The 23,851-nt window shown below is 63.0% G+C and carries 23 protein-coding genes, 1 pseudogene and 1 riboswitch; of the genes and pseudogenes, 6 read left to right on the top strand and 18 right to left on the bottom strand.

What is annotated here, in order from left to right; translation table 11 throughout:
* Positions 1–37 precede the first annotated feature (37 nt).
* The 7 genes from lipA to AC1MBU_RS01340 all read right to left on the bottom strand — a co-directional run bounded on the left by lipA (position 38) and on the right by AC1MBU_RS01340 (position 8,905).
* Positions 38–1,045, bottom strand: a complete 1,008-nt coding sequence (gene lipA, locus AC1MBU_RS01370; protein WP_479788249.1) for a lipoyl synthase — start codon at positions 1,043–1,045, stop codon at positions 38–40.
* Positions 1,046–1,070: 25 nt separating this feature from the next.
* Complete coding sequence (locus AC1MBU_RS01365; RefSeq protein WP_479788248.1) at positions 1,071–2,468, bottom strand: L-serine ammonia-lyase; 1,398 nt, start codon at positions 2,466–2,468, stop codon at positions 1,071–1,073.
* 96 nt (positions 2,469–2,564) lie between these two features.
* A complete protein-coding gene (gene glyA / locus AC1MBU_RS01360) occupies positions 2,565–3,896 on the bottom strand; it encodes a serine hydroxymethyltransferase (RefSeq protein WP_471672454.1) in 1,332 nt (443 codons plus the stop codon).
* Positions 3,893–4,276 carry a glycine cleavage system protein GcvH gene (gcvH, locus tag AC1MBU_RS01355; RefSeq protein WP_277357544.1) on the bottom strand — a complete coding sequence of 128 codons (384 nt, stop codon included), beginning with the start codon at positions 4,274–4,276 and terminating at the stop codon, positions 3,893–3,895. Before gcvH ends, glyA begins: the two co-directional genes overlap by 4 nt.
* Positions 4,277–4,402: 126 nt before the next feature.
* Complete coding sequence (gcvT, locus tag AC1MBU_RS01350; RefSeq protein WP_479788247.1) at positions 4,403–5,536, bottom strand: glycine cleavage system aminomethyltransferase GcvT; 1,134 nt, start codon at positions 5,534–5,536, stop codon at positions 4,403–4,405.
* 10 nt (positions 5,537–5,546) lie between these two features.
* A complete protein-coding gene (gcvP, locus tag AC1MBU_RS01345) occupies positions 5,547–8,399 on the bottom strand; it encodes an aminomethyl-transferring glycine dehydrogenase (RefSeq protein WP_479788246.1) in 2,853 nt (950 codons plus the stop codon).
* Positions 8,400–8,557: 158 nt separating this feature from the next.
* Positions 8,558–8,655: riboswitch (glycine riboswitch) on the bottom strand.
* A gap of 85 nt (positions 8,656–8,740) precedes the next feature.
* Positions 8,741–8,905, bottom strand: a complete 165-nt coding sequence (locus tag AC1MBU_RS01340) for a hypothetical protein (protein WP_277357541.1) — start codon at positions 8,903–8,905, stop codon at positions 8,741–8,743.
* Positions 8,906–9,053: 148 nt separating this feature from the next.
* Here AC1MBU_RS01340 and AC1MBU_RS01335 point away from each other — a divergent pair, with 148 nt between their 5' ends.
* Genes AC1MBU_RS01335 through xdhC form a run of 3 tightly spaced genes read left to right on the top strand, consistent with a single transcriptional unit; the run spans position 9,054 to position 13,781 of the window.
* Positions 9,054–10,550: a xanthine dehydrogenase small subunit gene (locus AC1MBU_RS01335; RefSeq protein ID WP_479789823.1), complete on the top strand. Its 1,497-nt coding sequence runs from the start codon at positions 9,054–9,056 to the stop codon at positions 10,548–10,550.
* Positions 10,547–12,937: a xanthine dehydrogenase molybdopterin binding subunit gene (xdhB, locus tag AC1MBU_RS01330; protein ID WP_471672451.1), complete on the top strand. Its 2,391-nt coding sequence runs from the start codon at positions 10,547–10,549 to the stop codon at positions 12,935–12,937. Before AC1MBU_RS01335 ends, xdhB begins: the two co-directional genes overlap by 4 nt.
* A 1-nt stretch (position 12,938) precedes the next feature.
* Positions 12,939–13,781: a xanthine dehydrogenase accessory protein XdhC gene (gene xdhC, locus AC1MBU_RS01325; protein WP_479788245.1), complete on the top strand. Its 843-nt coding sequence runs from the start codon at positions 12,939–12,941 to the stop codon at positions 13,779–13,781.
* Here the strand turns inward: xdhC and AC1MBU_RS01320 are convergent.
* Complete coding sequence (locus AC1MBU_RS01320; protein WP_346027707.1) at positions 13,778–15,325, bottom strand: PucR family transcriptional regulator; 1,548 nt, start codon at positions 15,323–15,325, stop codon at positions 13,778–13,780. The genes xdhC and AC1MBU_RS01320 overlap by 4 nt on opposite strands.
* A 170-nt stretch (positions 15,326–15,495) precedes the next feature.
* Between AC1MBU_RS01320 and AC1MBU_RS01315 the strand changes: the two genes are divergently transcribed.
* Entirely contained in the window at positions 15,496–16,878 is a 1,383-nt protein-coding gene (locus AC1MBU_RS01315; RefSeq protein ID WP_346027706.1) for an MFS transporter, read from the top strand.
* Positions 16,875–17,873, top strand: a complete 999-nt coding sequence (gene speB, locus AC1MBU_RS01310) for an agmatinase (RefSeq protein WP_346027705.1) — start codon at positions 16,875–16,877, stop codon at positions 17,871–17,873. The genes AC1MBU_RS01315 and speB overlap by 4 nt, the downstream gene beginning before the upstream one ends.
* A gap of 134 nt (positions 17,874–18,007) precedes the next feature.
* On the opposite strand, the gene AC1MBU_RS01305 is transcribed toward speB, so the two are convergent.
* The 9 genes and pseudogenes from AC1MBU_RS01305 to AC1MBU_RS01265 form a co-directional block, all read right to left on the bottom strand.
* Complete coding sequence (locus tag AC1MBU_RS01305) at positions 18,008–18,280, bottom strand: DUF1905 domain-containing protein (RefSeq protein WP_479788244.1); 273 nt, start codon at positions 18,278–18,280, stop codon at positions 18,008–18,010.
* A pseudogene (locus tag AC1MBU_RS01300) lies at positions 18,265–18,569 on the bottom strand (NCS2 family permease); the annotation flags it as partial. The gene AC1MBU_RS01305 and the pseudogene AC1MBU_RS01300, both read right to left, overlap by 16 nt.
* Positions 18,570–18,595: 26 nt before the next feature.
* Positions 18,596–19,300, bottom strand: coding sequence for an EAL domain-containing protein (locus AC1MBU_RS01295; RefSeq protein ID WP_346027703.1), 705 nt, complete (start codon positions 19,298–19,300; stop codon positions 18,596–18,598).
* Positions 19,301–19,449: 149 nt separating this feature from the next.
* Positions 19,450–19,743: a type II toxin-antitoxin system RelE family toxin gene (locus tag AC1MBU_RS01290; protein WP_479788243.1), complete on the bottom strand. Its 294-nt coding sequence runs from the start codon at positions 19,741–19,743 to the stop codon at positions 19,450–19,452.
* The gene (locus AC1MBU_RS01285; RefSeq protein WP_479788242.1) at positions 19,736–20,014 is read right to left on the bottom strand and encodes a type II toxin-antitoxin system Phd/YefM family antitoxin; all 279 of its coding nucleotides are present in this window, start codon (positions 20,012–20,014) and stop codon (positions 19,736–19,738) included. Before AC1MBU_RS01285 ends, AC1MBU_RS01290 begins: the two co-directional genes overlap by 8 nt.
* A 30-nt stretch (positions 20,015–20,044) precedes the next feature.
* Complete coding sequence (locus AC1MBU_RS01280; protein ID WP_346027700.1) at positions 20,045–20,170, bottom strand: hypothetical protein; 126 nt, start codon at positions 20,168–20,170, stop codon at positions 20,045–20,047.
* 75 nt (positions 20,171–20,245) lie between these two features.
* Positions 20,246–20,533 carry a DUF1905 domain-containing protein gene (locus AC1MBU_RS01275; RefSeq protein WP_479788241.1) on the bottom strand — a complete coding sequence of 96 codons (288 nt, stop codon included), beginning with the start codon at positions 20,531–20,533 and terminating at the stop codon, positions 20,246–20,248.
* A gap of 37 nt (positions 20,534–20,570) precedes the next feature.
* Positions 20,571–22,079: an NCS2 family permease gene (locus AC1MBU_RS01270; RefSeq protein ID WP_479788240.1), complete on the bottom strand. Its 1,509-nt coding sequence runs from the start codon at positions 22,077–22,079 to the stop codon at positions 20,571–20,573.
* Positions 22,080–22,089: 10 nt separating this feature from the next.
* Positions 22,090–22,584 carry a nucleoside deaminase gene (locus AC1MBU_RS01265; RefSeq protein ID WP_346027697.1) on the bottom strand — a complete coding sequence of 165 codons (495 nt, stop codon included), beginning with the start codon at positions 22,582–22,584 and terminating at the stop codon, positions 22,090–22,092.
* Positions 22,585–22,926: 342 nt separating this feature from the next.
* Here AC1MBU_RS01265 and AC1MBU_RS01260 point away from each other — a divergent pair, with 342 nt between their 5' ends.
* On the top strand, positions 22,927–23,514 hold the full coding sequence (locus AC1MBU_RS01260) for a pullulanase X25 domain-containing protein (RefSeq protein WP_479788239.1): 588 nt from the start codon (positions 22,927–22,929) through the stop codon (positions 23,512–23,514).
* Between the two features lie 13 nt (positions 23,515–23,527).
* Here AC1MBU_RS01260 and AC1MBU_RS01255 read toward each other — a convergent pair whose 3' ends face one another.
* Positions 23,528–23,788, bottom strand: coding sequence for a hypothetical protein (locus tag AC1MBU_RS01255; RefSeq protein WP_277357531.1), 261 nt, complete (start codon positions 23,786–23,788; stop codon positions 23,528–23,530).
* Positions 23,789–23,851: the final 63 nt, after the last annotated feature.

The following is a 23,851-nucleotide window of genomic DNA, read 5'->3' as shown; positions in this document are numbered from 1 at the left end:
CATTGGTCCTCTCAGTGCATCAGGATCCGGCTGGAACTCAGCCGTGTGCAGCCAGCAGGGTGCTGGCTTCCTGGCGGGTACTGCCGGAGCTTTCAATGTGCGCGAGTTCGGCGGGGATCTCCCACCCCTTCTTGCGCATTGCGGTGGCCCAGAGCCGGCCGGCGCGGTACGAGGAGCGCACCAACGGCCCGCTCATGACGCCGAGGAAGCCGATCTCGTCCGCTTCGTTCTGGATGTCGACGAACTCCTGGGGCTTCACCCAGCGGTCTACCGGCAGGTGGCGTTCGCTGGGACGCAGGTACTGAGTGATGGTAATCAGGTCGCAGCCGGCGTCGTGAAGGTCACGGAGTGCCTCGGAAATTTCTTCCCGGGTTTCGCCCATGCCCAGAATGAGGTTGGATTTCGTGACCATGCCGAGATTCCGCCCCTGCGTGAGCACGTCGAGGGAGCGCTCATAACGGAATGCCGGCCGGATCCGCTTGAAGATGCGCGGCACGGTCTCGACGTTGTGGGCAAAAACCTCCGGTTTGGAATCGCAGATCGCCTGGATGTTTTCCGGCTTGCCGGAGAAGTCCGGAATCAGGAGCTCGACGCCGGTGCCCGGGTTGAGTTCGTGGATCTTGCGGACCGTTTCCGCGTAGAGCCATACGCCCTCATCCTCGAGGTCGTCACGGGCCACACCCGTCACGGTGGCGTAGCGCAGCTGCATGGCCTTGACCGAGCGAGCCACCTTTGTGGGTTCGAACCGGTCCACCGGGGAGGGCTTGCCCGTGTCGATCTGGCAGAAATCGCAGCGGCGCGTGCACTCGGAACCGCCGATGAGGAAGGTGGCCTCCTTGTCCTCCCAGCACTCGAAGATGTTGGGGCAGCCGGCCTCCTCGCACACGGTGTGGAGGCCTTCCTTCTTCACGAGGTTCTTGAGCTGGACGTACTCCGGACCCATCTGGACTTTTGCCTTGATCCAGTCCGGCTTGCGTTCCACCGGTACTGCAGAGTTGCGCTGTTCTACGCGGAGCAGCTTGCGGCCTTCTGGTGCCAGAGTCATGGGTTCTCTTCCTTCGACTTCCGATTCAGCATTCGACGACGTTCACGGCAAGGCCGCCGAGTGCCGTTTCCTTGTATTTGGAGCTCATGTCCTTGCCGGTTTCCCGCATGGTCACGATGACTTCATCCAGAGATACCCGGTGCGAGCCATCTCCCCAAAGAGCCATCTTGGCAGCATTGATTGCCTTCGCGGCAGCAATCGCGTTGCGCTCGATGCACGGCACCTGAACCAGTCCTCCGATGGGATCGCACGTCAGGCCGAGGTTGTGTTCCATGGCGATTTCCGCCGCGTTCTCAACGTGGGAAGGAGAGCCGCCCATCACCTCGGCGAGGCCGGCCGCTGCCATGGACGACGCCGAACCAACCTCGCCCTGGCAGCCCACCTCCGCTCCCGAAATGGAAGCCTGCTCCTTGTACAGCACGCCGATGGCGGCGGCTGTCAGCAGGAACTTGATGACGACATCGTCCCGGTCCTCCTGCGTCGCGTTCTCCATGCCGGGCGCGAAGTGCAGCGCGTAGTAGAGCACGGCGGGAATGATGCCGGCGGCTCCGTTGGTGGGCGCGGTGACCACCCTGCCGCCTGACGCGTTCTCCTCGTTGACGGCGAGGGCAACGAGGTTGACCCACTCCTGCCAGTACTTCGGGTCCCGGTCCTTGTCCTCCTTGAGCAGCCGCTCATGCCAATCCGGAGCACGACGGCGGACCTTCAGTCCGCCGGGAAGCAAGCCTTCTCGCTTGATCGCGGAGTTCTTGCACTCCTCCATCACCTGCCAGATGTGCAGCAGGCCGTCGCGGATTTCCTCCTCGGAGTGCGTTGTCTTCTCGTTGAGGAGCATGATGTCGCTGATCCCCAGGCCGGTGTTGCGGCAGTGCTCCAGCAGTTCTGCCGCAGTGCGGAAGGGGTAGGGCAGTTGTTCCTTCGACTCCTCGAGCTGTTCCGCAGCGGCGTCTTCCTCGCCTTCCCGCACGATGAAGCCGCCGCCCACCGAAAAGAACGTTGCCTCGTGGAGTATCTCGCCGTCGTCGTTTTTCACTTGGAAGGTCATGCCGTTGGTGTGGCGGGGCAGTACGGTGAGGGGACGCAGGACCATGTCTTCGACGTCGTAGGGCAGGGAAGTGCCGCCGGCCAGCTGCAGCATTCCGGTGTCGGCGATGGCAGCCAGCCGTTCCTCCACTTCGTCCGGCAGGATCAGCTCGGGGTGGAAGCCTTCGAGCCCGAGGAGGACGGCGGTCATGGTGCCGTGTCCGCGGCCCGTTGCTGCGAGGGACCCGTAGAGGTCCACCCGCAGTGACGCCGCCTCCGCCAGTCTGCCGGAGGCCTTGAGCTCCTCCGCGAAGACGGCGGCAGCCCTCATGGGGCCGACGGTGTGCGAGCTTGAGGGCCCGATCCCGATGGAAAAGAGGTCAAAGACTCCAACAGCCATTGGTCATTCCTTACTGCTTGGAAGGTCAGAACTTTTGTCCAGATATGGAGACCTAAACGTCTCCGAACTCTCGTTACCTGGACAAAAGTTCAGAGGTCAGGCGAGGTCGGCAACGTCGGGGTAGAGGGGGTGCGCGGCGGCGAGTGCTTCCACACGGGAGCGCAGGCCGGAGAGATCAGCGCCGGCGTCGGCAATCAAGGCCTCGGCAATGATGTCCGCGACCTCCGCGAAGGCTTCTGCGCCGAAGCCGCGGGTAGCCAGTGCAGGCGTGCCGATGCGCAGACCGGAGGTCACCATCGGGGGACGGGGATCAAAAGGCACCGCGTTGCGGTTCACGGTGATGTCAATTTCCGCCAGGCGGTCCTCGGCCTGCTGGCCATTGAGCTCGCAGTTGCGCAGGTCCACCAGGACGAGGTGCACATCGGTTCCGCCGGAGATGACGCTGATGCCCTTCGCAGTGACGTCGGGCTGGACCAGGCGTACGGCCAGGATCCGGGCGCCCGCAAGGACGCGCTCCTGGCGTTCCTTGAACTCCGGCGAGGCTGCGATCTTGAAGGCAACTGCCTTGCCCGCGATGACATGCTCCAAAGGTCCGCCCTGCTGGCCCGGGAACACCGCGGAGTTGATCTTCTTGGCGATGTCGGCGTCGTTGCTCAGGATGATGCCGCCGCGCGGACCGGCGAGGGTCTTGTGCGTGGTGGAGGTGGTGACGTGCGCGTGCGGTACGGGGGACGGGTGCAGCCCGGCGGCGACGAGGCCGGCGAAGTGCGCCATGTCCACCATCAGGTAGGCGCCCACCGAGTCGGCAATCCGCCGGAACTCGGCGAAGTCCAGCTGGCGGGCGTACGCGGACCAGCCGGCAACGATGAGCTGCGGCTTGTGTTCCTGTGCGAGCCGCTCCACTTCCGCCATGTCGATCCGGTGGTCATCCTCGCGGACCTGGTACGGAATGACGTTGTACAGCTTGCCGGAGAAGTTGATGCGCATGCCGTGCGTCAGGTGCCCGCCGTGGGCCAGGTTCAGGCCCATGATGGTGTCGCCGGGCTTGATCAGCGCGTGCATCACCGAGGCGTTTGCCTGGGCGCCGGAGTGCGGCTGCACGTTGGCGTACTCGGCGCCGAACAGGGCCTTCAGGCGGTCGATCGCCAGCTGCTCGATGACGTCCACATGTTCGCAGCCGCCGTAGTACCGCTTGCCGGGATAGCCCTCGGCGTACTTGTTGGTCAGGACGGAACCCTGTGCCTGCATCACGGCAGCCGCGGTGTGGTTCTCAGACGCGATCATTTCCAGACCGGTGCGCTGGCGGTTCAGTTCGTCGTCGATCTTGGCGGCGATCTCCGGGTCCAGATCGGACAGCTGTGCGTTGAGCGACGGTGAGACAACCTGCTCGAAAGCGACCGTGGCCCCGCTCGTGCCTGCCGGGCTCACAGCTCGCCGCCATTGGCTGCTGCGTACTCTTCAGCTGACATCAGCGGGCCTTCTTCGGTGACGGCCACCTTGAACAGCCAGCCGTTGCCGTACGGATCGCTGTTGATCAGTTCCGGATTGTCGACGACGTCGGCATTGGTTTCGGTGACCTCGCCGGAGACCGGCGCGTAGAGGTCTGAGACGGACTTGGTGGATTCCACCTCGCCGCACGTCTCACCGGCAGTGACGGTGTCCCCGACCTCGGGAAGGTCCACGTACACGATGTCGCCGAGGGCGTCAGTGGCCACGGCGGTGATGCCGATCGAGACGGGTCCGGAGCCGTCGCCGGCAATCCATTCGTGCTCGGCGGAGTATTTCAGGTCGGCAATAACCTTGCTCATGTGTTTTTCCTTTACAACGAGGAATCTGTGGGTTGGGTGGCTCCGGCAGGGCCGGCATTTTCGAAAGCGTGCGTTAAGCGAAGCAGCACGCGTGAAAATGCCGACTCTGGCGGAGGTGCCGCAGGACTACTTCGAACGCTTGTAGAACGGCAGCGCGACAACTTCGAACGGCTCGGGCTTGCCGCGCAGGTCGATGTCCAGAGCAGTGCCGGGCTCGCTGAGTTCGACATCGACGTAGGCCAGGGCGATCGGGTAGCCCAGGGTGGGGGAGGGCTGGCCGGAGGTCACTTCGCCCACCACCTTGCCGTCTTTCAGCACGGGATAGTGGCTGCGGCCTGCGCGGCGTCCGAGGCCCTTGAGGCCCACGAGCTTGCGTCCGGTGGTGGAGCCGGCGCCGGCTGCCTTGAGTTCAGCCAGCGCGGTCTTGCCGATGAAGTCGGATTCCTTGGCCAGCGAGACGACCGGGCCAAGACCTGCGGCGTAGGGGTTGCCCTCGCGGGAGAGTTCGTTTCCGTACAGCGGCATGCCTGCCTCAAGGCGCAGGGAGTCGCGGGATGCGAGGCCGGCGGGGATGAGGCCTTGCCCGGTCCCGGTCTCCAGCAGAGCCTCCCACAGAGCCGGGGCATCCTCGTTCGGTACGTAGATTTCGAAGCCGTCCTCGCCGGTGTACCCGGTGCGGGCCAGGAGCAGTTCCTTGGCTGCGCCGTTCCCCTGAATCTCAACCTCGACCGCCGCGTAGTACTTGAGTTCGGTGACGAGTGACTGCTGTTCGGCGGGCACCAGCGTGAGCAGGATTTCCTCGGCTTTGGGTCCCTGGACAGCGATCAGTGACGTATGGGCAGAGACGTCGTCGATGGTCACATCGAAGTTGGCGGCCCTTTCAAGCAATTCCGCGGCGACCACTGGCGCGTTGCCGGCGTTCGGCACCACCAGGTACTTCTCCTCCCCGCGGCGGTAGGAAATCAGGTCGTCGATGATGCCGCCGTCTTCCTGGCAGATCAGCGAGTACTTGGCTTTTCCGACTGCCACTGCTGAGAGCTTCCCGGCCAGTGCGTAGTCAAGGAAGGCCGCGGCGTCCGGGCCGGTGACCCAGACTTCTCCCATGTGGGAGAGGTCAAACAGCCCGGCCGCTTTGCGCACTGCGTGGTGCTCGGCGAGTTCGGAGCTGTACTTCAGGGGCATCTGCCAGCCGCCGAAGTCGGTGAATGAGGCGCCGGCCAGCTTGTGCTGGTCGTAGAGTGCTGTGTACTTCTCAGTCATCGAGGAATCCTTAGTCTTCGAAAGCGGTGAGGGGAGGGCAGGAGCAGACCAGGTTACGGTCTCCCGCGGCGCCGTCGATGCGGCCAACCGGCGGGAAGTACTTGTCCTGCCGGAGGGAGGAGATGGGGAAAGCGCCCTGCTCGCGCGGGTAACGGCGCTCCCACTCTGAGGTGACGACGGCGGCAGCCGTGTGCGGTGCGTTGCGGAGCGGCGATTCCCCGATAGTGAAATCTCCGGTGGCGACCTGCTCCATTTCCTTGCGGATGGTCACCATTGCTTCGATGAAGCGGTCGATTTCCGCGAGGTCCTCGGACTCGGTCGGTTCCACCATCAGCGTGCCCGCCACGGGGAAGGACAGCGTGGGGGCATGGAACCCGAAGTCGATGAGGCGCTTGGCAACGTCCTCGGCCGTGACCCCCGTGCGCGCTGTGAGCTCGCGAAGGTCCAGGATGCACTCGTGCGCCACAAGGCCGCTCTCGCCGGTGTAGAGGACCGGGAAGTGTTCGGTCAACCGGGCGGCAATGTAGTTCGCTGCCAGGAGGGCGGACTTGGTGGCTTCGGTGAGGCCCTGGCCGCCCATCAGCTTCACATACGCCCAGGAGATTGGCAGGACGCCCGCGGAACCGAAGCGGGATGCGGAAATCGCAACACCGTGCCCTGCCTCATGGGCGGACTTGTTCGCGTCGCCCGGCATGAACGGTGCCAGGTGTGCCTTTGCAGCCACCGGCCCGACGCCGGGACCGCCGCCGCCGTGCGGGATGCAGAAGGTCTTGTGCAAATTCAGGTGAGAGACGTCCCCGCCGAACTTGCCCGGCTGGGCAAGGCCAACGAGCGCGTTCAGGTTTGCGCCGTCGACGTAGACCTGGCCGCCGGCCTCGTGCACCGCATCGCAGACTTCACGGACGTCGGCGTCGTACACGCCGTGGGTGGACGGATAGGTGATCATGATCGCGGAGAGTGCATCCCGGTGGGCTTCGATCTTCGCCCGGAGGTCCCCGTGGTCGATGGTGCCGTCCGAAGCCGTGGCTACGACGACAACCTTCATACCCGCGAGAACGGCGGAAGCAGCGTTGGTGCCATGTGCGGACGCAGGGATCAGGCAGACGTTGCGCTGGCCCTCGCCGCGGGAGGCGTGGTACCCGCGGATAGCGAGCAACCCGGCGAGCTCACCCTGTGAACCGGCGTTGGGCTGAATGGAGACCTGGTCGTACCCGGTGATCTCAGCAAGGTCGGCTTCGAGTCCGTCGATCAGCTCGCGCCAGCCTTCGGTCTGGGAATCCGGGGCGAAAGGGTGGATCGAAGCGAATTCCGGCCACGAAATGGCCTCCATTTCGGCGGTGGCGTTCAGCTTCATGGTGCAGGAGCCCAGCGGGATCATGGTGCGGTCCAGCGCGAGGTCGCGGTCCGAGAGCCTGCGGATGTAGCGCAGCAGCTGAGTCTCGGAGCGGTGCGTGTTGAAGACCGGGTGCTGAAGATATTCCGAGGTGCGCACCGCGGCGGCGGGCAGCTCGAAGCCTGCGGCTTCCCTTACCTGGCCGGCGCCAAAGGCGGCGGACACGGCGGAGAGGATTTCCGGCGTCGTCGTTTCATCGACTGAGATGCCGACGGTGTCGGCATCGACCAGGCGCAGGTTGATGCCGCGGGATTCGGCGGCGGAGACCACCTTGGCGGCGTCGCGGGGGACGCGGACGGTGAGGGTGTCGAAGAAGGAGTCGCTCACGAGTTCCCAGCCGGCGGCCTTCAGCGTGGTGGCGAGCGCACGGGCGCTGCTGTGGACGTTCTGGGCAATGGCCTTCAGTCCGTCCGGGCCGTGGTAGACGGCGTAGAAGGAAGACACGATAGCCAGCAGCGCCTGCGCGGTGCAGATGTTCGACGTGGCCTTCTCGCGGCGGATGTGCTGCTCGCGGGTCTGAAGGGCCAGGCGGTAGGCGGTGGCGCCGGCGTTGTCCTTCGAGACGCCGACGATGCGGCCTGGAAGGGTGCGTTCCATGCCGTCGCGCACGGCCATGTAGGCGGCGTGCGGTCCGCCGAAGAACAGTGGAACACCGAGGCGCTGGGTGGAACCGACGGCGACATCCGCTCCCTGCTCACCCGGAGGGGTGATGAGCGTCAGTGCGAGGAGGTCAGCGGCGACCGTGACCAGCGCACCGCGCTCCTTCGCTTCTGCGATGACGGAGGTCTGGTCCCAGACACGGCCGGAGACGCCCGGCTGCTGGAGGACGACGCCGTTGATGTCGCCTTCCGGGAGTCCCTGCGAGAGGTCAGCGACCTCAACCTCGAATCCGAGCGCCTCTGCGCGGCCGAGGACGATCGCAATGGTCTGGGGCAGGCAGTCCGCGTCGAGGACCGTCTTGCCGTCCTTGACGGCCTTGTTCTTGTTGGCCCGGCGCATGAGCAGCACGGCCTCGGCCACCGCCGTGGCTTCATCGAGAAGGGAAGCGTTGGCCACCGGCAGGGCAGTGAGATCCTGCACCATGGTCTGGAAGTTGAGCAGCGCCTCGAGCCGGCCCTGCGAGATCTCGGGCTGATAAGGCGTGTAGGCCGTGTACCAGGCGGGCGCCTCGAGGATATTGCGGCGGATCACTGCCGGCGTGACGGTGTCGTAGTAGCCCTGACCGATCATCTGGACGGCGGTCTTGTTCCTGCCCGCAAGCCTTCGCAGTTCGGCCAGCACCTGGACTTCGCTGAGCGCACTGTCCAGCCCGAGCGGGCTTTCCTGACGAATGGAATCGGGAACGGCACTGTCAACGAGGCCGTCGACGGTGTCATAGCCAACAGCCTTGAGCATCGTGCTGATGTGGTCCTGGCGGCGCGCACCGATGTGGCGGTCTGCGAACGTGGGGACGGATGACTGGACTGTCATATGAGGAACTCCATAACTCAGGTGGCGCAAAACACCACGATGACTTGGGTTCCTCCCCGCTCTGTATTGGACCTGAGAGTTTCCGTTTTTCCTGATGTTCTCAGGATCCACTTGCACCGTCGGTGAGCCCGGTTTCCCGGACTGCTTTCCAGAGTTGCCTCGCCGCGGCGGTACGTGGGCCTGAGAGATTCCTGGGGAGGATTTGCTCCTACGGCGCCTGCTGAACGTACCGGCAGGACTCTCCCGCCGCGGATCGAAAGCGTGCGTCACTGACAGGTGACGCGATTCACAGACTACCGGTTGGTTGAGTCTTCACGCAACTCCTGTACGACTGGGTCCGTCTAGTTCAGTGACTTCTCTACGTCAGCCAGTTCTGTACGCTCCCAGAGGGCAGTCTCGTATCGATGGCCAGCGGCACTAGCGCTCGATGCCGCATCCACTGCCTCCCTGAACTTCAACAACCGAAGTCGCCGCTCTTCCTCGGCAGCAGGACTTGTTGTGCTCAAAACTTTGCTCCTTTCTATCGCATGGTGGAAACGAAGTTCCGCTCGGTGGGTGTACGCTAGGTCACACCGAAACTACGTAACGAACAGTTTGACACGCTTCAGGCAGTTCGGTTGGCGCGTCGGTCCGGTTAGTACGGGAGCGTGAATGATGGACGGAATCAAGGTAACCGTCAACGGCAAAGTCCGGGACTGCAGCGGAACAAACCCCCACATTCGATTACTCGACTGGTTGCGGGACGAAGGGCTCACGGGATCGAAGGAAGGCTGCGCCGAGGGGGAGTGCGGCGCCTGCGCGGTCCTCGTAGCCCGCCCGGACGGATCCGATCGCAGCCGATGGACCTCGGTCAATGCGTGTCTCCCGCCGGCACTGGCCTTCGACGGTCAGGAAATCGTCACCGCTGAGGGTCTCGGGAACGTCTCCGATGCGTGCACGCCGGAAGATCTCCACCCTGTACAGCGCGAGATGGCGGAGCGCGGCGGCTCGCAGTGTGGCTACTGCACCCCGGGATTTGTCTGCTCGATGGCTGCTGAATATTACCGACCGGAGCGCTCGCCGGCGCAGGAAGACAAGGAGACAGGAACCGCCGTCGTCGGTGAAGAGCATGCAACCGACCACGAATGCGGCCCCAACGGGTTTGACCTCCATGCGCTCAGCGGGAACCTGTGCCGCTGCACCGGCTACCGGCCGATCCGTGACGCAGCGTACGCGCTGGAAACACCAGATGATTCGGATCCGCTGCTGGACCGCCAAAGCCGACCGGCCCCTGCTGCAAAGCACACACGCGTCAGCGGTGAATCGGACTTCATTCGTCCACAGTCGCTTGATGAGGTCCACCAGACGCTGCGCGACAGTTCTGACGTGAAGCTTGTTGCCGGTGCCACGGACCTCGGCGTTGAGGTGAACTTGCGGCATTCCCGCCCGCCGCTGGTCCTCGCGATTGATCGGCTGGAGGAACTCCGGGCGCTGACGTTCGACGCCGATTCCATCGAGATCGGCGCCGCGCTGACACTCTCTGAAGTCGAGCGGGCGCTCGACGGCCGCGTCCCGCTGTTGGGTTACCTTTTCCCGCAGTTCGCCTCCCGGCTGATCCGTAACGCCGCGACCTTCGGTGGGAACCTCTCCACGGGTTCGCCCATCGGCGACTCCGCGCCGGTTTTCCTGGCGCTCGACGCAAGAATTGTCCTCTCCTCCACAGACGGAGAGCGCGAAGTTCCGTTGTCCGAGTACTACACCGGCTACCGCCAGAGTGTTCGTCAGCCGCACGAAATGCTCCGCGCTATTCGCATCCCGTTGCCGCTCGCCGAAAGCACCGCGTTTTACAAGATCGCGAAGCGGCGCTTCGACGACATCTCAAGTGTGTCCGTGGCCATCGCACTGCAACTCAGCGGCGGCGTCGTAACCTCCGTGCGCATCGGACTCGGCGGTGTGGCAGCGACGCCAATCCGCGCTCTCGCGACGGAAGAGGCGCTCGTCGGTCAACCCTGGACGTCGGACACGGTGGCCGCCGCCGCCGTCGTCATGGCGGGTGAAGGAACGCCGATCGATGACATGCGGGCCAGCTCGCTGTACCGCTCGGCGATGCTGAGACAGGCGCTGCTGAGATTCCATGCTGAGAACGCTGAAGATCTGGAGGTGGCCAAGTGAAGTCGCTGTCGGATCGCCCAGTAAACCCCGTGGTCGGTGTCCCCGTATCCCACGAAAGCGCCGCAGCCCACGTCACCGGTACGGCTCTGTATACGGATGACCTGGTTGTCCGCAGCTCGAACGCGCTGCATGCCTGGCCGGTTCAGTCGGCGCATGCTCACGCCCGCATAGCTGGCCTGCGCACCGAGCCCGCGCTGGAGGTTCCGGGCGTCGTCAGGGTACTAACGGCGACGGACGTTCCAGGCGTGAACGACGCCGGGATCAAGCATGACGAACCGCTCTTCCCCAGCGAAGTGATGTTCTACGGCCACGCCGTGTGCTGGGTGCTGGGGGAGTCGCTAGAAGCCGCGCGCCTCGGCGCGGAGGCGGTGGAGGTCGATTACGAGCCGTTGCCGTCGTTGATCACTGTTGAGGAAGCCATCGCGGCCGAGAGCTTCCAGGGGAACCGCCCGACGGTTGCTCGCGGCGAGCCGGACAAGGCGCTCGAGGATGCAGCGCACCGGTTCAGTGGCGAGTTCCAGTTCAGCGGGCAGGAGCACTTCTACCTGGAAACGCACGCATCGTTCGCCTACATCGACGAGTCCGGGCAGGTGTTCATCCAGTGCAGCACCCAGCACCCCTCCGAGACGCAGGAAATCGTGGCGCACGTGCTGAACCTATCCAGTCACGACGTCACAGTGCAGTGCCTCCGCATGGGCGGCGGATTCGGCGGCAAGGAGATGCAGCCGCACGGCTTCGCGGCCATCGCGGCGCTCGGCGCCACGCTTACCGGCAGGCCCGTCCGGCTGCGGCTGAACCGCACCCAGGACATCACCATGTCCGGCAAGCGCCACCCCTTCCACGCCACGTGGGAGGCAGGGTTCGACGACGACGGTCGCCTCCAGGCGCTGAAAGCCACCCTCACGAGCGACGGCGGTTGGAGCCTCGACCTCTCCGAACCTGTGCTGCAGCGGGCGTTGTGCCACATCGACAATGCCTACTACATCCCGAACATCGAGGTGAACGGCCGGATCGCGAAAACCAATAAGACGTCGCAGACGGCGTTCCGAGGCTTCGGCGGTCCGCAGGGGATGCTCGTGATCGAGGATCTACTTGGCCGGTGCGCGCCGTTGCTGGGGCTGGATCCGAGTGAGCTTCGTCATCGTAATTTCTATGAGCCCGGGCAGAGCACGCCGTACGGGCAGCCGGTGCGGCACGCCGAACGCCTTCAGGCGATCTGGCAGTCACTCTCGGACCGTGCGGACGTTGCCCGGCGCCGCGAGGAGATCGCGAAGTTCAACGCCTCGCACCCGAATGTGAAGCGGGCGCTAGGCTTGACCCCGGTGAAGTTCGGCATCTCCTTTAACCTGACCGCGTTCAACCAGGCCGGCGCGCTGGTGCACGTGTATAAGGACGGGTCGGTGCTCATCAACCACGGCGGCACGGAGATGGGCCAGGGCCTGCATACCAAGATGCGGCAGGTTGCGGCGACTGCGCTGGGGGTGCCGCTGTCCTCCGTCCGGCTCGCGCCAACGCGGACGGACAAGGTGCCCAATACGTCGGCGACGGCGGCCAGCTCCGGAGCGGACCTCAACGGCGGTGCGATCAAGAATGCGTGCGAGCAGATCAGCGAACGGCTGGCGGAAGTGGCCGCGCGGAAGCTGAACATCCACCCCGACGATGTCCGGTTCGATGACGGAAAGGTCACCGGCATCGGCTTCCATGATTCGGCGATGACCTTCGCGGAGTTGGCACGTGACGCGTACTTCCAGCGAGTTTCCCTGTGGGCGGCCGGGTATTACCGGACGGAAGGACTGCACTGGGACAGCGCCCGCATGCAGGGCGAACCGTTCAAGTACTTCAGTTACGGCGCGGCGCTCGCCGAGGTGGAAGTGGATCGCTTCACGGGTGCTTACCGCCAGTTGCGCACAGACATAGTGCACGACGTCGGCGACAGCCTCTCTCCGATGATCGACGTTGGGCAGATTGAGGGCGGTTTTGTGCAGGGCGCGGGCTGGCTGACGCTCGAGGATCTGCGCTGGGATGCATCCGACGGCGCCAACCGCGGCCGGATCACCACGCAGTCCGCCAGCACCTACAAGTTGCCGAGTTTCTCCGAGATGCCCGAGGAGTTCAACGTGCACCTGTTCGAGCGGGCGACCGAGAGCGGTGTGGTCTATGGCTCGAAGGCCGTCGGTGAACCGCCGCTGATGTTGGCATTCAGCGTGCGGGAGGCTCTTCGGGAGGCGGTCGCGGCCTTCGGGCCCGGTGATGTCGAAGTGGAGCTCGCAAGCCCGGCCACCCCGGAAGCGGTGTTCTGGGCGATCGAGCGGGTGTCCGCGCCGTCGTCGTCCTCTTCTTCCTCGGGTTCCGGTGACCTTGTCACGTCCACGAGTTCAGCGCAGTGACATGGACTGGCTGGAGGCTTTGCAACGCCTGAGGTCAACGGGACAGCCAGGTGTGCTGGCGACCGTGTCCGAAGTGCGTGGGCATTCGCCCCGGGAAGCCGGGGCGAAGATGCTAGTGGGGTCGTCGTCGAGTTGGGGGACCATCGGCGGTGGGAACCTTGAGGCGACCGTGATCGATCGGGCGCGGGAGATGATGGCGGGCGGCGTTTCAACTGCCGAGAACGTCGAGTTTTCGCTCAGCGAGCACGCGGTGACGCAGCACGGGAGGCAGTGCTGCGGCGGGAAGGCTCGGGTGCTGCTGGAGCCGTTCCTGTCGTTGCCCACGGTGGCGGTGTTCGGCGTCGGGCATGTGGGGTATGAGCTCGGGAGGGTGCTCTCGCGGCTGCCGATGAACCTGTACCTGGTGGACAGCCGCGCCGAGCAGTTGCTGCCCGAGCGACTTGCGGATGTGACTTCTGGTGTGGCGACCGTGCACCCGGTGCATACGCCGGTGCCGGACTCGTTCCTGGGTGAGTTGCCGGCCGGTGCGCACGTGTTCATCATGAGCCACGATCACTCCGAGGATTTTCTGCTGTGCGATGCCGGGTTGCGGCGGGGGGATCTTGGGAGCGTCGGGCTGATCGGCTCGAAGGCGAAGTGGTCCCGGTTCCAGCAGAAGCTGGCGGCGGAGGGGTACGCCGAGGCCGAGATCGGGCGGATCCAGTGTCCGATCGGGCTGCCGGATGTCACTGGGAAAGCACCGGCGGTGATCGCTGTGAGTGTGGCGGCGGATCTGCTGCGGCGGCTGTCTCTCCCTGCAACGATCCAGACAACACTGATGAAAAGAAATGATTCGCATGACTAAGTTTTCAGCGTAGCTCCGGCATCCCGAGGTTGGCCCGGTCCAGCGTGGTCTTGAGGGTTCATCGTTTGCTGGATTTGCAGCGCGAACCAAAGTTGAGCCAAAGATGAGGTCTCAGCCATATCGAGACCGGTTAGTTCACCGATCCTGCGGATCCGGTAGATGATCGTTTGCCTGTGTGTGAACAGGGCAGCGGCAGTCTTCTGCCATGACCGCTGTTGATCCAGATAGGTTTCCAAAGTCTTGAGCAAGTCCGCGTCTTTTCCTTGCTCATACTCCAAAACCGGTCCGAGCAACCGTTGAACCAATGCTTGTCCCTCTTCCATGTTGGTCAAGCCAAGCCAGGATGGACCGCTTGCGTAGCGGACCAGCGACTGGCCTGATGCGCCGGCCGTTCCCAGCGCCCACAGCGATTCCTGCAGAGCACGCTGCAGCTGGGACGCGGTCGCGGGCCGGCTAATACCGATTGTGACTTGGTCTGGCAGTACATGCCATAGCAATTCATCGCCGCAGTCTGGCGGGAGCACAATATGCAGGGTATCGAACTGGCGGAGCGAAAGGTGCGCAATCCCGTGACGCCAGAACCCCACGTGGGTGGCAGTCAAGTGGGCTTCTTCAAGTCCGGAAACAGAGACCAGGACGAACTCCCCACTAGAAAAATCAAGCCTCGCGAGACGGCTCTCCAAGTCGGACAGAGCGTAACGGTCCTCGAAAGCCTGGCTCAGGAATTCGGCTCCCAGCCGCCGCTGGTCTTCCAAAGCGAGCATGGTGCGCGAAAGCTCCAACCCCAGTACGGACGCGGCATGCAGTAGCACGACGGCGTCCGGGTGCTGGTCTTCCTGCGGCAGGACAATCAACAAAGCGTTCTCGTGTGTTGGCACGTCAGTCAGTAGCACGTGACGATCCTCGACACGATGCCATTGAAACTTTCTCCCCGCACCGGGAGTCATATTGATCAACGGTTCAAGTCGCGCGGCAAGCTCGGCTGGCAACAATTCCCCGCCTGGATGCCACGGATGAAAACAGCGGCGGTCGATTACGTAGATTAGGGAGCCCAATTGTGCCGCGACGCCTTGCACCAGGGCGTGCCATTGGTGAGCGAGTGGTCCAGCGAGCCGCAGAAGATCGTAGATCCTTGCTGTCTGGCGGAGCTTACGCGATTCCTCCAGTAGGGAGGATTCAGCGACCGATCGTGCAATGGAGATGAAGGGCAAGGGGTAGGGCACGTTGATGACCGGAAGAGGCAGGCGGTCGCACGCTTCCAGAAAGGCAGCGGTCAACTCCGGCGCATGCATTTTTTCTCCGATGGCCAGGGCGCTCGCGCCGGCTGTTACCAAGGCTTCCGCCAGTCCGACCTGACCCGCGGCATCCGGCGGGATGGAGAGTCCGTTAGTCATGATGATTTCACCGCCGGTGACCCATTCCCACAATCGGGGTAGGTCGGAGGTGTGCGCCCACGTAATCCGTTGGTGCAATCCTTCCGAACCGGCGATAAGGGTCAGTCCCAAGTGTGGTTCGGCTAGAAGTTCGGCGACAGTCATCGACATCTTGGTGCTCCCAGTCTGGACCGAACGGAGTCATCGACGCCGCTCATACATATGTCTAAACTCTCTCGCACTTTGTAGTCAATCAGCGGATGGTTGGTATGGCGCCGATCACAAACAATAGAGGTATCAGGATCGAGCTCAAAGATGAGCACTCACGAGAGAGGGCGGCCATGACTGCAACTAGCAATCTCATTGATGATGCCCCGCTTACTAGATTTCATAAGAAGCTGACGTTCTTTGCGTCCGGTGGTCCGTTCATCGATGGGTACGCTCTGTCGATCATTGGGATCGCATTTATCACCATGACGCCGAGCCTGCAGCTCACGACAGCAGAAATAGGGTTGATCGGGGCTGCGAGTCTCATCGGGATCTTCTTCGGCGGTGCCATCTTCGGATGGTTAACCGACAAAATCGGGCGCCACAAGATGTATATCGCAGACCTCATCGCGCTTGCCCTGTTCTCGTTGCTGAATGGTCTTGCGACTGAGGTGTGGCAGGTCGTTCTCTGCCGGTTCCTTCTCGGCATGGCGATTGGTGCTGATTACCCGATCGCGACCTCACTCTTGGCGGAGTTCCTCCCCCGCAAGGTGCGCGGTCGTTTGCTCGGCGCCACCTTCGTCGTCTGGGCCGTTGGTGCGGCCGCTGCTTTCGCCGTCGGATACCTGCTGCGGGATATAGGTCCTGACGCCTGGCGTTGGATGGTGGCAAGCCCAGCAATTTTCGCGGTCGTGACGCTGCTGTGCCGGCTGGGTACTCCGGAGTCTCCTCGCTGGCTGCTCTCTCGCGGTCGTCAGGACGAGGCACGAGCTGTCATCAAGAAGGTTTATGGGGAGCAGTATGACCTCAGCGACATCTCATCCGACGTCGAGGGAGAATCAAAGCAGGGCCGCTTCACGGACATCTTCAAGGGTGAACTCCTGAAGCGCACGCTCTTCGTCTCGATCTTCTGGACGGCGCAGGTGATACCGCTCTTTGCCGTATATACCTTCGCGCCGGACTTGCTGGCTTCCTTCGGTTTGACGGGGGACGCGAACCTTTATGGCGGATCCTTCCTGATCTCCATGTTGTTCGTAATCGGCGGGATACCAGGACTGTGGTTGGTAGAAAAGATCGGACGACGCAAACTGCTGCTGTGGTCCTTCGGGGTCATTGTTGTAGCGCTGGGTATTCCAGCGTTCATTCCGAACGTTCAAGCCGCTCCGCTGTTCATCGCACTTGCCATCTTCGCGCTCGCCTCCGGTGCGTCAAGCTTTCTCGAGGTCGTGTACCCGAACGAGCTGTTCCCAACAGAGATAAGGGCGACCGCGGTTGGTTTCGGTACAGCAATAAGCAGGGTCGGTTCAGCCGCCAGCACATACCTCATGCCCGTTGCCATCATCAGCTTCGGGGCTGCTGGATCGCTGCTCATCGGGGCACTGGTTTCCTTGGTGGGACTTCTGGCTACATTCCTGCTGGCGCCCGAAACTGCCAACAAATCCCTCCACGAACTCACTGGAAAAAAAGCGCCGGGCATGATGCCGGCGGAATTAGCAAAAGAAGGATCACCGCTATGACTATCAGTAACCCTATCGGCCCCGTCGATGCGACAAAGGTTCCTCGCTACGCAGGCCTCGGCACATTTGCCCGGCTTCCCCAAATTGATCGGGTGCAGGACTATGACATCGCCATCGTGGGAGTTCCTTTCGACGGCGGAACGTCATTCCGGCCAGGCGCCCGCTTTGCTCCGGCAGCTGTCCGTGAAGCATCCCGGCTGCTGCGTCCTGGTTACCATGTGGAGCTGGACGTCGAACCAGTGAACGAGAGTCAGGTTGTTGACGCGGGGGACATCGCCTGCACGCCGTATGACATCACCCGCGCCGTGCAGGAAATCGAAGAGCAAGCCTTTCCGCTCATGGGACGGGACCGGAGGCTCATCTCGATCGGGGGGGATCACACCATCGCACTACCGATGCTGAGGGCGGTCAATAAGGTACACGGACCGGTAGCCCTGCTGCATTTCGATGCGCACTTGGACACCTGGGATACGTACTTTGATCAGCCGGTCACACACGGCACCATGTTCCGCCGGGCATTTGAGGAAGGGCTGTTGGTGGAGGACCGGTCAATACATGTAGGAATCCGGGGCCCCGTCTACGATCGCAACGATTTCCTTCGCGACCACGAGTTTGGTTTCCAGATCCTGCGCTGCTCCGATCTAGATGTCATCGGGGTTCCTGGTGCAATCCAGCGCGTCAAGGAACGGTTAGGGGGCACGCCGGTCTACGTCTCCATCGACATTGACGTCCTCGATCCCGCGTTCGCGCCGGGAACTGGCACACCCGAGATGGGCGGTCTGCACTCCCGCGAGCTGCTCGCGCTGCTCCGGGGCCTCAATGGAATCAACATCGTCGGCGCCGACGTGGTGGAGGTTGCACCCGCCTACGACCACGCCGATGTCACCAGCCTCGCTGCCGCAACCGTGGTCTTCGACCTTCTGGCGCTCATGGTCAACCGCGATAAAGGCGCTACTTTCGATGAGGAAGAGTTGTTACTGACGGTTGATCACTGAGAACAATGAGTCGGGACGAAAGCACCTAAAGGTGCGTTCCTCCCGACTCATTGTTAATCCCGCACACCTCGACGTCTCACGCCGTGATGGACAGCTCAAGCCCACAGCGTCGCCGTCGTCGATCCCTTCATCCTCTATGACGAAGTCTTAATCGGCACAATGTATCCACCGTTCTTCGAGAACGTGGCAGTGGTCCAGGTGGTGCCGCCGATCGTCACCGCTACCGGAATCATTCTCCAGCCGTAGCTCACGATCTTTGATACCGCCCGGAGCTCAGCGCACTGCTCCTCCGGCACCGTTACGAAGTGGAACGGTGCCGCCGGGCCCCGCCAGTACCAGATCTCGCCCTGAAAGGTCAGCTTCACGGGTGAGCATACTGCCGAGGGGAAGGTCACCCGCCCATCCATATCGTGATTGGGCCGCGAGCGAAGTAGACGAGGAACCCGGCTGCCACCACCCAGAGGAGCGGATGGATCTTGCGGCCTTTCCGGAGGAGGCCCGGATGATGACCCAGCTGATGAAGCCGGCACCGATGCCGTTGGCAATCGAGTGGGTCAGCGGCATGGTGACGAAGGTGAGGAACGCGGGCAGCGCGATGGAGAAGTTCCGGAAGTCGGTCTCGCGGATCTGCGCCACCATCATGGCGCCGACGACGAGGGCTTCCGCTGCTACCTCCGGGGGTACCACTGCCGTCAGTTTGCACATCGAGTCGGCAGAAATAACTAGGCCGTCCCGGCGGGGACAAACTGCACCCGCGGAAGCTGCTCGAACACGGGCTTCGCGAACCAGTAACCCTGGAACAAGCGGATGCCGGCGGCAGCCAGGCACCTGAACTCCGCCTCGGTCTCGACGCCTTCTGCGAGAACAGTTATGCCGAGCTCCCGAGCCATAGCCAGGATGCCGGTCACTACGGCTTGGCGGGACGGACTGTTGTCAATGCCTCGAACGAGTTTCATATCGATCTTGATGAGGTCAGGTTGGAATTCAACCAGTAGGCCCAGCCCGGCGTGGCCGGCACCGAAATCGTCGATGGCCGTGGTGAAACCGTGCTTGCGGTATTCAGTGACGATGTTGGTGAGGTGAGCGGTGTCCGTCACCTCCTCGTTTTCCGTGAATTCGAACATGATCGACGACGTCGGGAAGCTGTATCGCTCTGCTGCCCGGAGGGTCGCCCGGAGGCATGCGGCGGGTTCGTAGACTGCATTCGGCATGAAGTTGATCGAGAGTTTCAGGTCTTCGCCTGCAGGAAACAGCCGCGATGCGAGTTCTATCGCCTTGACCCGGCAATCCTGGTCAAAGCGATACTTCTGCTCCGCGGAAACTTTGGACAGGACCTCAAAGGCGCCCTCGCCCGATACCCCTCTGACGAGGGCCTCATATCCCCACACGCGATGCTCAACCGCGTCATAGATGGGTTGGAAAGCCATGCTGAAGTCAAGGTCGAGTTTCGATGATGTCGCGCAGCCGTTACATGCCATGCGGAATGGCCCCCTCACTGGTCCCGTCCACAATAAGACACCTAGAGGGACATGGCACTCAACTGACGCGCCGCCGGATGAGTCGGTGGCGGCTCCGGCTAAAGGGCCTTGTATACGCTGGATCGATGTTCGATGCGATGAACATACAGAATGTGCTCTTTGCCGTCGAGGGTGAACAGCACGCGGTAATCCCCCCGGCGTGCGGTGCGCATACCTAGGAGTTCATTCGTGAGGGGCTTGCTCAGCCGGTGAGGATTATCGGCCAGGACTCCGGTGACGAATTCGACGATTGCGGTGGCAGCGTTTTCCGGCAGCTGACGAAACCCCTTCAATGTGGGACTGGTGACTTTAATCTTCCATCGGTCAGGACCGTTCGACCGTGCTTTACTCACCGGGCGGCAGCCCAAACTCACGCCGCAGTTCATCGCCGCTCACCGTGTTGCCTTCCGCGATGTCACGTTTAGCCTGCTCGAGGTCTTCTCTTATGCGAGGCTGCGAGAGCCAGAAGATGGTTTCCTGAAGGGACTCCAGATCATCAGCGGACATCAGAACGGCAGATGGATGCCCGTGCCTAGTGATGTGGATGATTTCGTGCGTCCTGTCCGCCTCGTCGACCAAGGACGAGAGTTTGTCTTTCGCTTCGCTCAGCGGCACCGTTCTCATCCCCTTATTCTAGCCTGAAGTCTGGCTAGATTAGGAGGATGAAGCAGCCGTGCGCTTAGCCCACTCCTCGCAGAGGATAACCTGCTCCTGCTCGCTGAGCGTGTCATAGGAGCGCGCGCCTGCAGTAAGACGGTTGGGCTGGCTGCTTCTCGTCATATGGGAAGGGTAGCGCCGCGCCCGACTGATCTAATACCCGCCCATCGCCCTTCCGTCGTGCACGGCCCCAGCAAGTCACGCACCTATCGACAGCACAACCGTCACCGTGTCGCCGTCGTCGATTTGCTCGTCCCGTCGCACGAAGTCCTTGATCGGCACAATGTAGCCGCCGTTCTTGGGAAACAGGGACGTGGCCCAAGTGGTGCCGCCGATCGTCACAGACGCCGGGATCATCCCCCAGCCGTAGCTGACGATCTTCGACACCGCCCGGATCTCCACGCACTGAAGGTCCGGCACCGTCACAAAGTGATACGGTGCCGGACCTCTCCAGTACCAGATCTCGCCCTCGAAGGTCAGCTCCACGGGGTCAGCCTAGACCCGATTTACACGAGGGGAAGGTCTATCCGCCCATCCAGATCGTGATCGGGCCGCGCGCAAAGTAGACGAGGAACCCGGCTGCCACCACCCAGAGGAGCGGATGGATCTTGCGGGCCTTCCCGGAGGACGCCCGGATGATGACCCAGCTGATGAAGCCGGCGCCGATGCCGTTGGCGATCGAGTAGGTCAGCGGCATGGTCACGATGGTGAGGAACGCGGGCAGCGCGATGGAGAAGTTCCGGAAGTCGATCTCGCGGATCTGCGCCACCATCATGGCACCGACGACGACGAGAGCTGCCGCCGCTACCTCCAGCGGCACCACTGCCGTCAAAGGAGTGAAGAACATGGCGGCCAGGAAGAGAGCTCCCGTCACCACTGAGGCAAGGCCGGTCCGTGCACCTTCACCGATGCCGGAAGCGGAGTCGATGAACACGGTATTGGAAGAGGCCGACGTCGCGCCGCCGGCAACCGCACCCACGCCCTCGATCACCAGCGCGGACTTCAGGCGAGGGAAGTTGCCGCGCTTGTCAGTCAGACCCGCCTGTTTGGCAAGCCCGGTCATGGTGCCCATCGCGTCGAAGAAGTTCGTGAACACGAGCGTGAACACCAGCATGGTCGCAGCCAGGATACCGATGCGGTCGACCGCACCGAAGAGGTCGAACGCTCCCACGAGGCTGAAGTCCGGCAGCGAGACGATGTTCGAGGGGATGACGGGAGCATTGAGGTGCCACCCTGCAGGGTTGTCCGGTCCGCCCGCACCCAAACGCAGCGACATTTCGACGATGATTGCGATGACCGTGGTGACGATGATGCCGATGAGCAGCCCGCCCTGGACCTTCCGGGCGATCAGGATGCCCATGGTGACCAGGCCGATGATGAAGACGAGCGTCGGCACGGTGGTGATGGAGCCGCCGTCGCCCATTTGTACCGGCGGGCCGCCGGCCGTACGGGTGACGAAGCCGGAGTCCACAAAGCCGATGAAGGCGATAAACAAGCCGATTCCTACGGTGATTGCAGCCTTGAGCTGGCGCGGTACGGCGTTGAAGATAGCGGTTCGGGCTCCGGTCACTGCGAGCAGGACGATCAGCAGGCCGTTGATGACTACGAGACCCATGGCTTCGGGCCAGGTGACGTCGCCCACCACCGAGACGGCGAGGAAAGAGTTGATTCCCAGCCCGGCGGCGATGCCGAAGGGTAGATTCGCGACCACACCGAAGAGGATGGTCATGACGCCGGCGGTCAACCCGGTGACGGCGGCAATCTGTGTGGCTTGAAGCCAGCCGCCTTCGACGTCGAGTGCCGCGGCGTCGGGGCTGAAGCCGCCGAGAATCAGCGGGTTCAGAATGACGATGTACGCCATGGTGAAGAAGGTGACAAAGCCGCCGCGGACCTCGCGGCTGTTTGTCGAACCGCGTTCGGTGATCTTGAAGAACTTGTCGAGCGGGCTAAGCGTCCCGGGTTGTACGGGCCGGCGTACTGAACGGGAACCTCGGGGCTCAGGGTGGCCGCCGGTCTCGGTGAGGATTGCCATGGCGTGCTCCTTAGTAATCCACGCGGGCAACGAGGTTGCTCCACGCTTCGAAGGGTGCCAGGGCAGTTACTTCCGCCGAGGGCGTGAGTTCGTAGTGGCGCACCGGCATGATCCGGTCCTCCACAGGGGTGGCGAAGAAGTCGTAGAAGACGGCGTCGTCAAACCCGGCCTGCGCGGCGTCGTTCCGGTCTGCAGCGAAGACGACGGCGTCCACCCGGGCCCACAGCGCGGCCGAAAGGCAGAGCGGGCACGGTTCGCAGCTTGTGTAGAGGGTGCTGCCGGATAGGTCGAAGGTTTCCAGCGCTGTGCAGGCGTTGCGGATAGCCATCACTTCCGCGTGCGCCGTTGGATCGTTGGTGGCGGTAACCCGGTTGGCTCCTTCGAAGGCCCGACCGTCGAGCGTCACGATGAGCGCACCGAACGGGCCGCCGGAGTTGTGGACGTTATCAGTGGCCAGGGAAATTGCCCTGGAGAGGAACTGCTCTTCTTTGGTGGTGGTAGTCACGGTGATTCTCCCGAACGTGGGGCAGCAATCACTCGAGTCCACGGGCGCCAACGATTCAGCGTGTTCTGCGACCAGACTGCTGCGGGGTATGGGGATTTGCAGGTCCACCTGGTAGATAGCTCCGATTGGAGCCCGCCGTTGGCTTCGTTGTACGACGTTAGCAGTCAAATGTGACTTGGGCCATAGTTTCGATGAAACTTTCTTTTCATCCAGCGGAATTACTCTCCCAATGCTGGGTCACATTCCGACACGACATGCCGCAGGGTGCCCGGGCTCCCCGGTTCGGGAGCAATCGGCTGTCAAAATTTTCTCGGAAGTACAGCAAATTTGAGAGGTCCACACATGAGTGCCCAAGACAACACAGCAGCCCGCCTGAAGGCCATCGTCCAGGTCCTGGCGGAAGAGCCCGGCACCCCGGTGAAGGGTAGCGATGTGCTGGCAGCCGCGGTTGCCCGGATGCCGCTCAGCCCGTGGGAAAGCGAAGTCCTCAGCGGCGGCGTTGCACGCGGCGTGAAGCGTCTGTCCGCAGCGACAGCCACGCTGGTCAAGGAAGGCCTGATCCTGAAGGGCCGCACCGGATGGACCATCACCGAAGAGGGCTCCCGCTATGCAGCCGCGCCAGGCGCCGTGGCGCTCGCCGGTAACTTCGGCCACCGACTGGGTGCCGAGGACTGGGCACCCGCAGCCGACCAGGTGCAGATGGCGTACAGCCCCGTATCCCAGAGCTGGGAACTGACCGCGCAGCTGCCCGCTGGCACTTACGAGTTCAAGGTCGCCATCGACCGCTCCTGGGAAGAGAACTACGGTGCGTTCGGCATCAGCAATGGAGCAAACCACGTACTGCAGCACGACGGCGGTGTGGTCACCTTCCGCTACGACCACCGCTCAAAGGACGTGGAAGTGACCGTCCTGGACGGCGCGCTGGTCTAGCTCTCCTCAGGCTCTAGCTTTCCTCGTCGCCGGGCTCGCGGGCCGGGTTCTCCCGGCCCATTTCGTCCCAGTGGCCTGAATTGTCGGCGGCTTCTTCCGGTTTGTCTCCGGGTTGGTCGCCGCCGACGAAGGCCGCAGGGACAGCGCCGGCCGCGTGCGTTCCCTGCTCTTCGCGGATGTTTTCAGCGTCTCCTGCGCGCGGATCAGGTTCCAGGACCGCCTCGCGGCGGTCGTCGTCGTGCGCTTGGGTACCGTCAGTGGTGTTGTCCGTCATGAGGGCGATCCTTTCACCCTTGCGGGGGGCGCGCTAGCGTAGCCGTACTCCGGCACATGGATG

The organism is Arthrobacter sp. PTI12 (assembly GCF_056679915.1).
The sequence above is the reverse complement of the archived record's forward strand: the minus strand, read 5'-3'. Positions and strand labels throughout refer to the sequence as shown.

Bases quoted from the DNA above. Each gene is read 5' to 3' on its own strand.
- lipA (WP_479788249.1), bottom strand. From the start codon at position 1,045: ATGACTCTGGCACCAGAAGGCCGCAAGCTGCTCCGCGTAGAACAGCGC.
- AC1MBU_RS01365 (WP_479788248.1), bottom strand. From the start codon at position 2,468: ATGGCTGTTGGAGTCTTTGACCTCTTTTCCATCGGGATCGGGCCCTCA.
- gcvH (WP_277357544.1), bottom strand. From the start codon at position 4,276: ATGAGCAAGGTTATTGCCGACCTGAAATACTCCGCCGAGCACGAATGG.
- gcvT (WP_479788247.1), bottom strand. From the start codon at position 5,536: ATGACTGAGAAGTACACAGCACTCTACGACCAGCACAAGCTGGCCGGC.
- gcvP (WP_479788246.1), bottom strand. From the start codon at position 8,399: ATGACAGTCCAGTCATCCGTCCCCACGTTCGCAGACCGCCACATCGGT.
- AC1MBU_RS01335 (WP_479789823.1), top strand. From the start codon at position 9,054: ATGGACGGAATCAAGGTAACCGTCAACGGCAAAGTCCGGGACTGCAGC.
- xdhC (WP_479788245.1), top strand. From the start codon at position 12,939: ATGGACTGGCTGGAGGCTTTGCAACGCCTGAGGTCAACGGGACAGCCA.
- AC1MBU_RS01320 (WP_346027707.1), bottom strand. From the start codon at position 15,325: ATGTCGATGACTGTCGCCGAACTTCTAGCCGAACCACACTTGGGACTG.
- AC1MBU_RS01315 (WP_346027706.1), top strand. From the start codon at position 15,496: ATGACTGCAACTAGCAATCTCATTGATGATGCCCCGCTTACTAGATTT.
- speB (WP_346027705.1), top strand. From the start codon at position 16,875: ATGACTATCAGTAACCCTATCGGCCCCGTCGATGCGACAAAGGTTCCT.
- AC1MBU_RS01305 (WP_479788244.1), bottom strand. From the start codon at position 18,280: ATGGATGGGCGGGTGACCTTCCCCTCGGCAGTATGCTCACCCGTGAAG.
- AC1MBU_RS01295 (WP_346027703.1), bottom strand. From the start codon at position 19,300: ATGGCTTTCCAACCCATCTATGACGCGGTTGAGCATCGCGTGTGGGGA.
- AC1MBU_RS01285 (WP_479788242.1), bottom strand. From the start codon at position 20,014: ATGAGAACGGTGCCGCTGAGCGAAGCGAAAGACAAACTCTCGTCCTTG.
- AC1MBU_RS01280 (WP_346027700.1), bottom strand. From the start codon at position 20,170: ATGACGAGAAGCAGCCAGCCCAACCGTCTTACTGCAGGCGCGCGCTCC.
- AC1MBU_RS01270 (WP_479788240.1), bottom strand. From the start codon at position 22,079: ATGGCAATCCTCACCGAGACCGGCGGCCACCCTGAGCCCCGAGGTTCC.
- AC1MBU_RS01260 (WP_479788239.1), top strand. From the start codon at position 22,927: ATGAGTGCCCAAGACAACACAGCAGCCCGCCTGAAGGCCATCGTCCAG.
- AC1MBU_RS01255 (WP_277357531.1), bottom strand. From the start codon at position 23,788: ATGACGGACAACACCACTGACGGTACCCAAGCGCACGACGACGACCGC.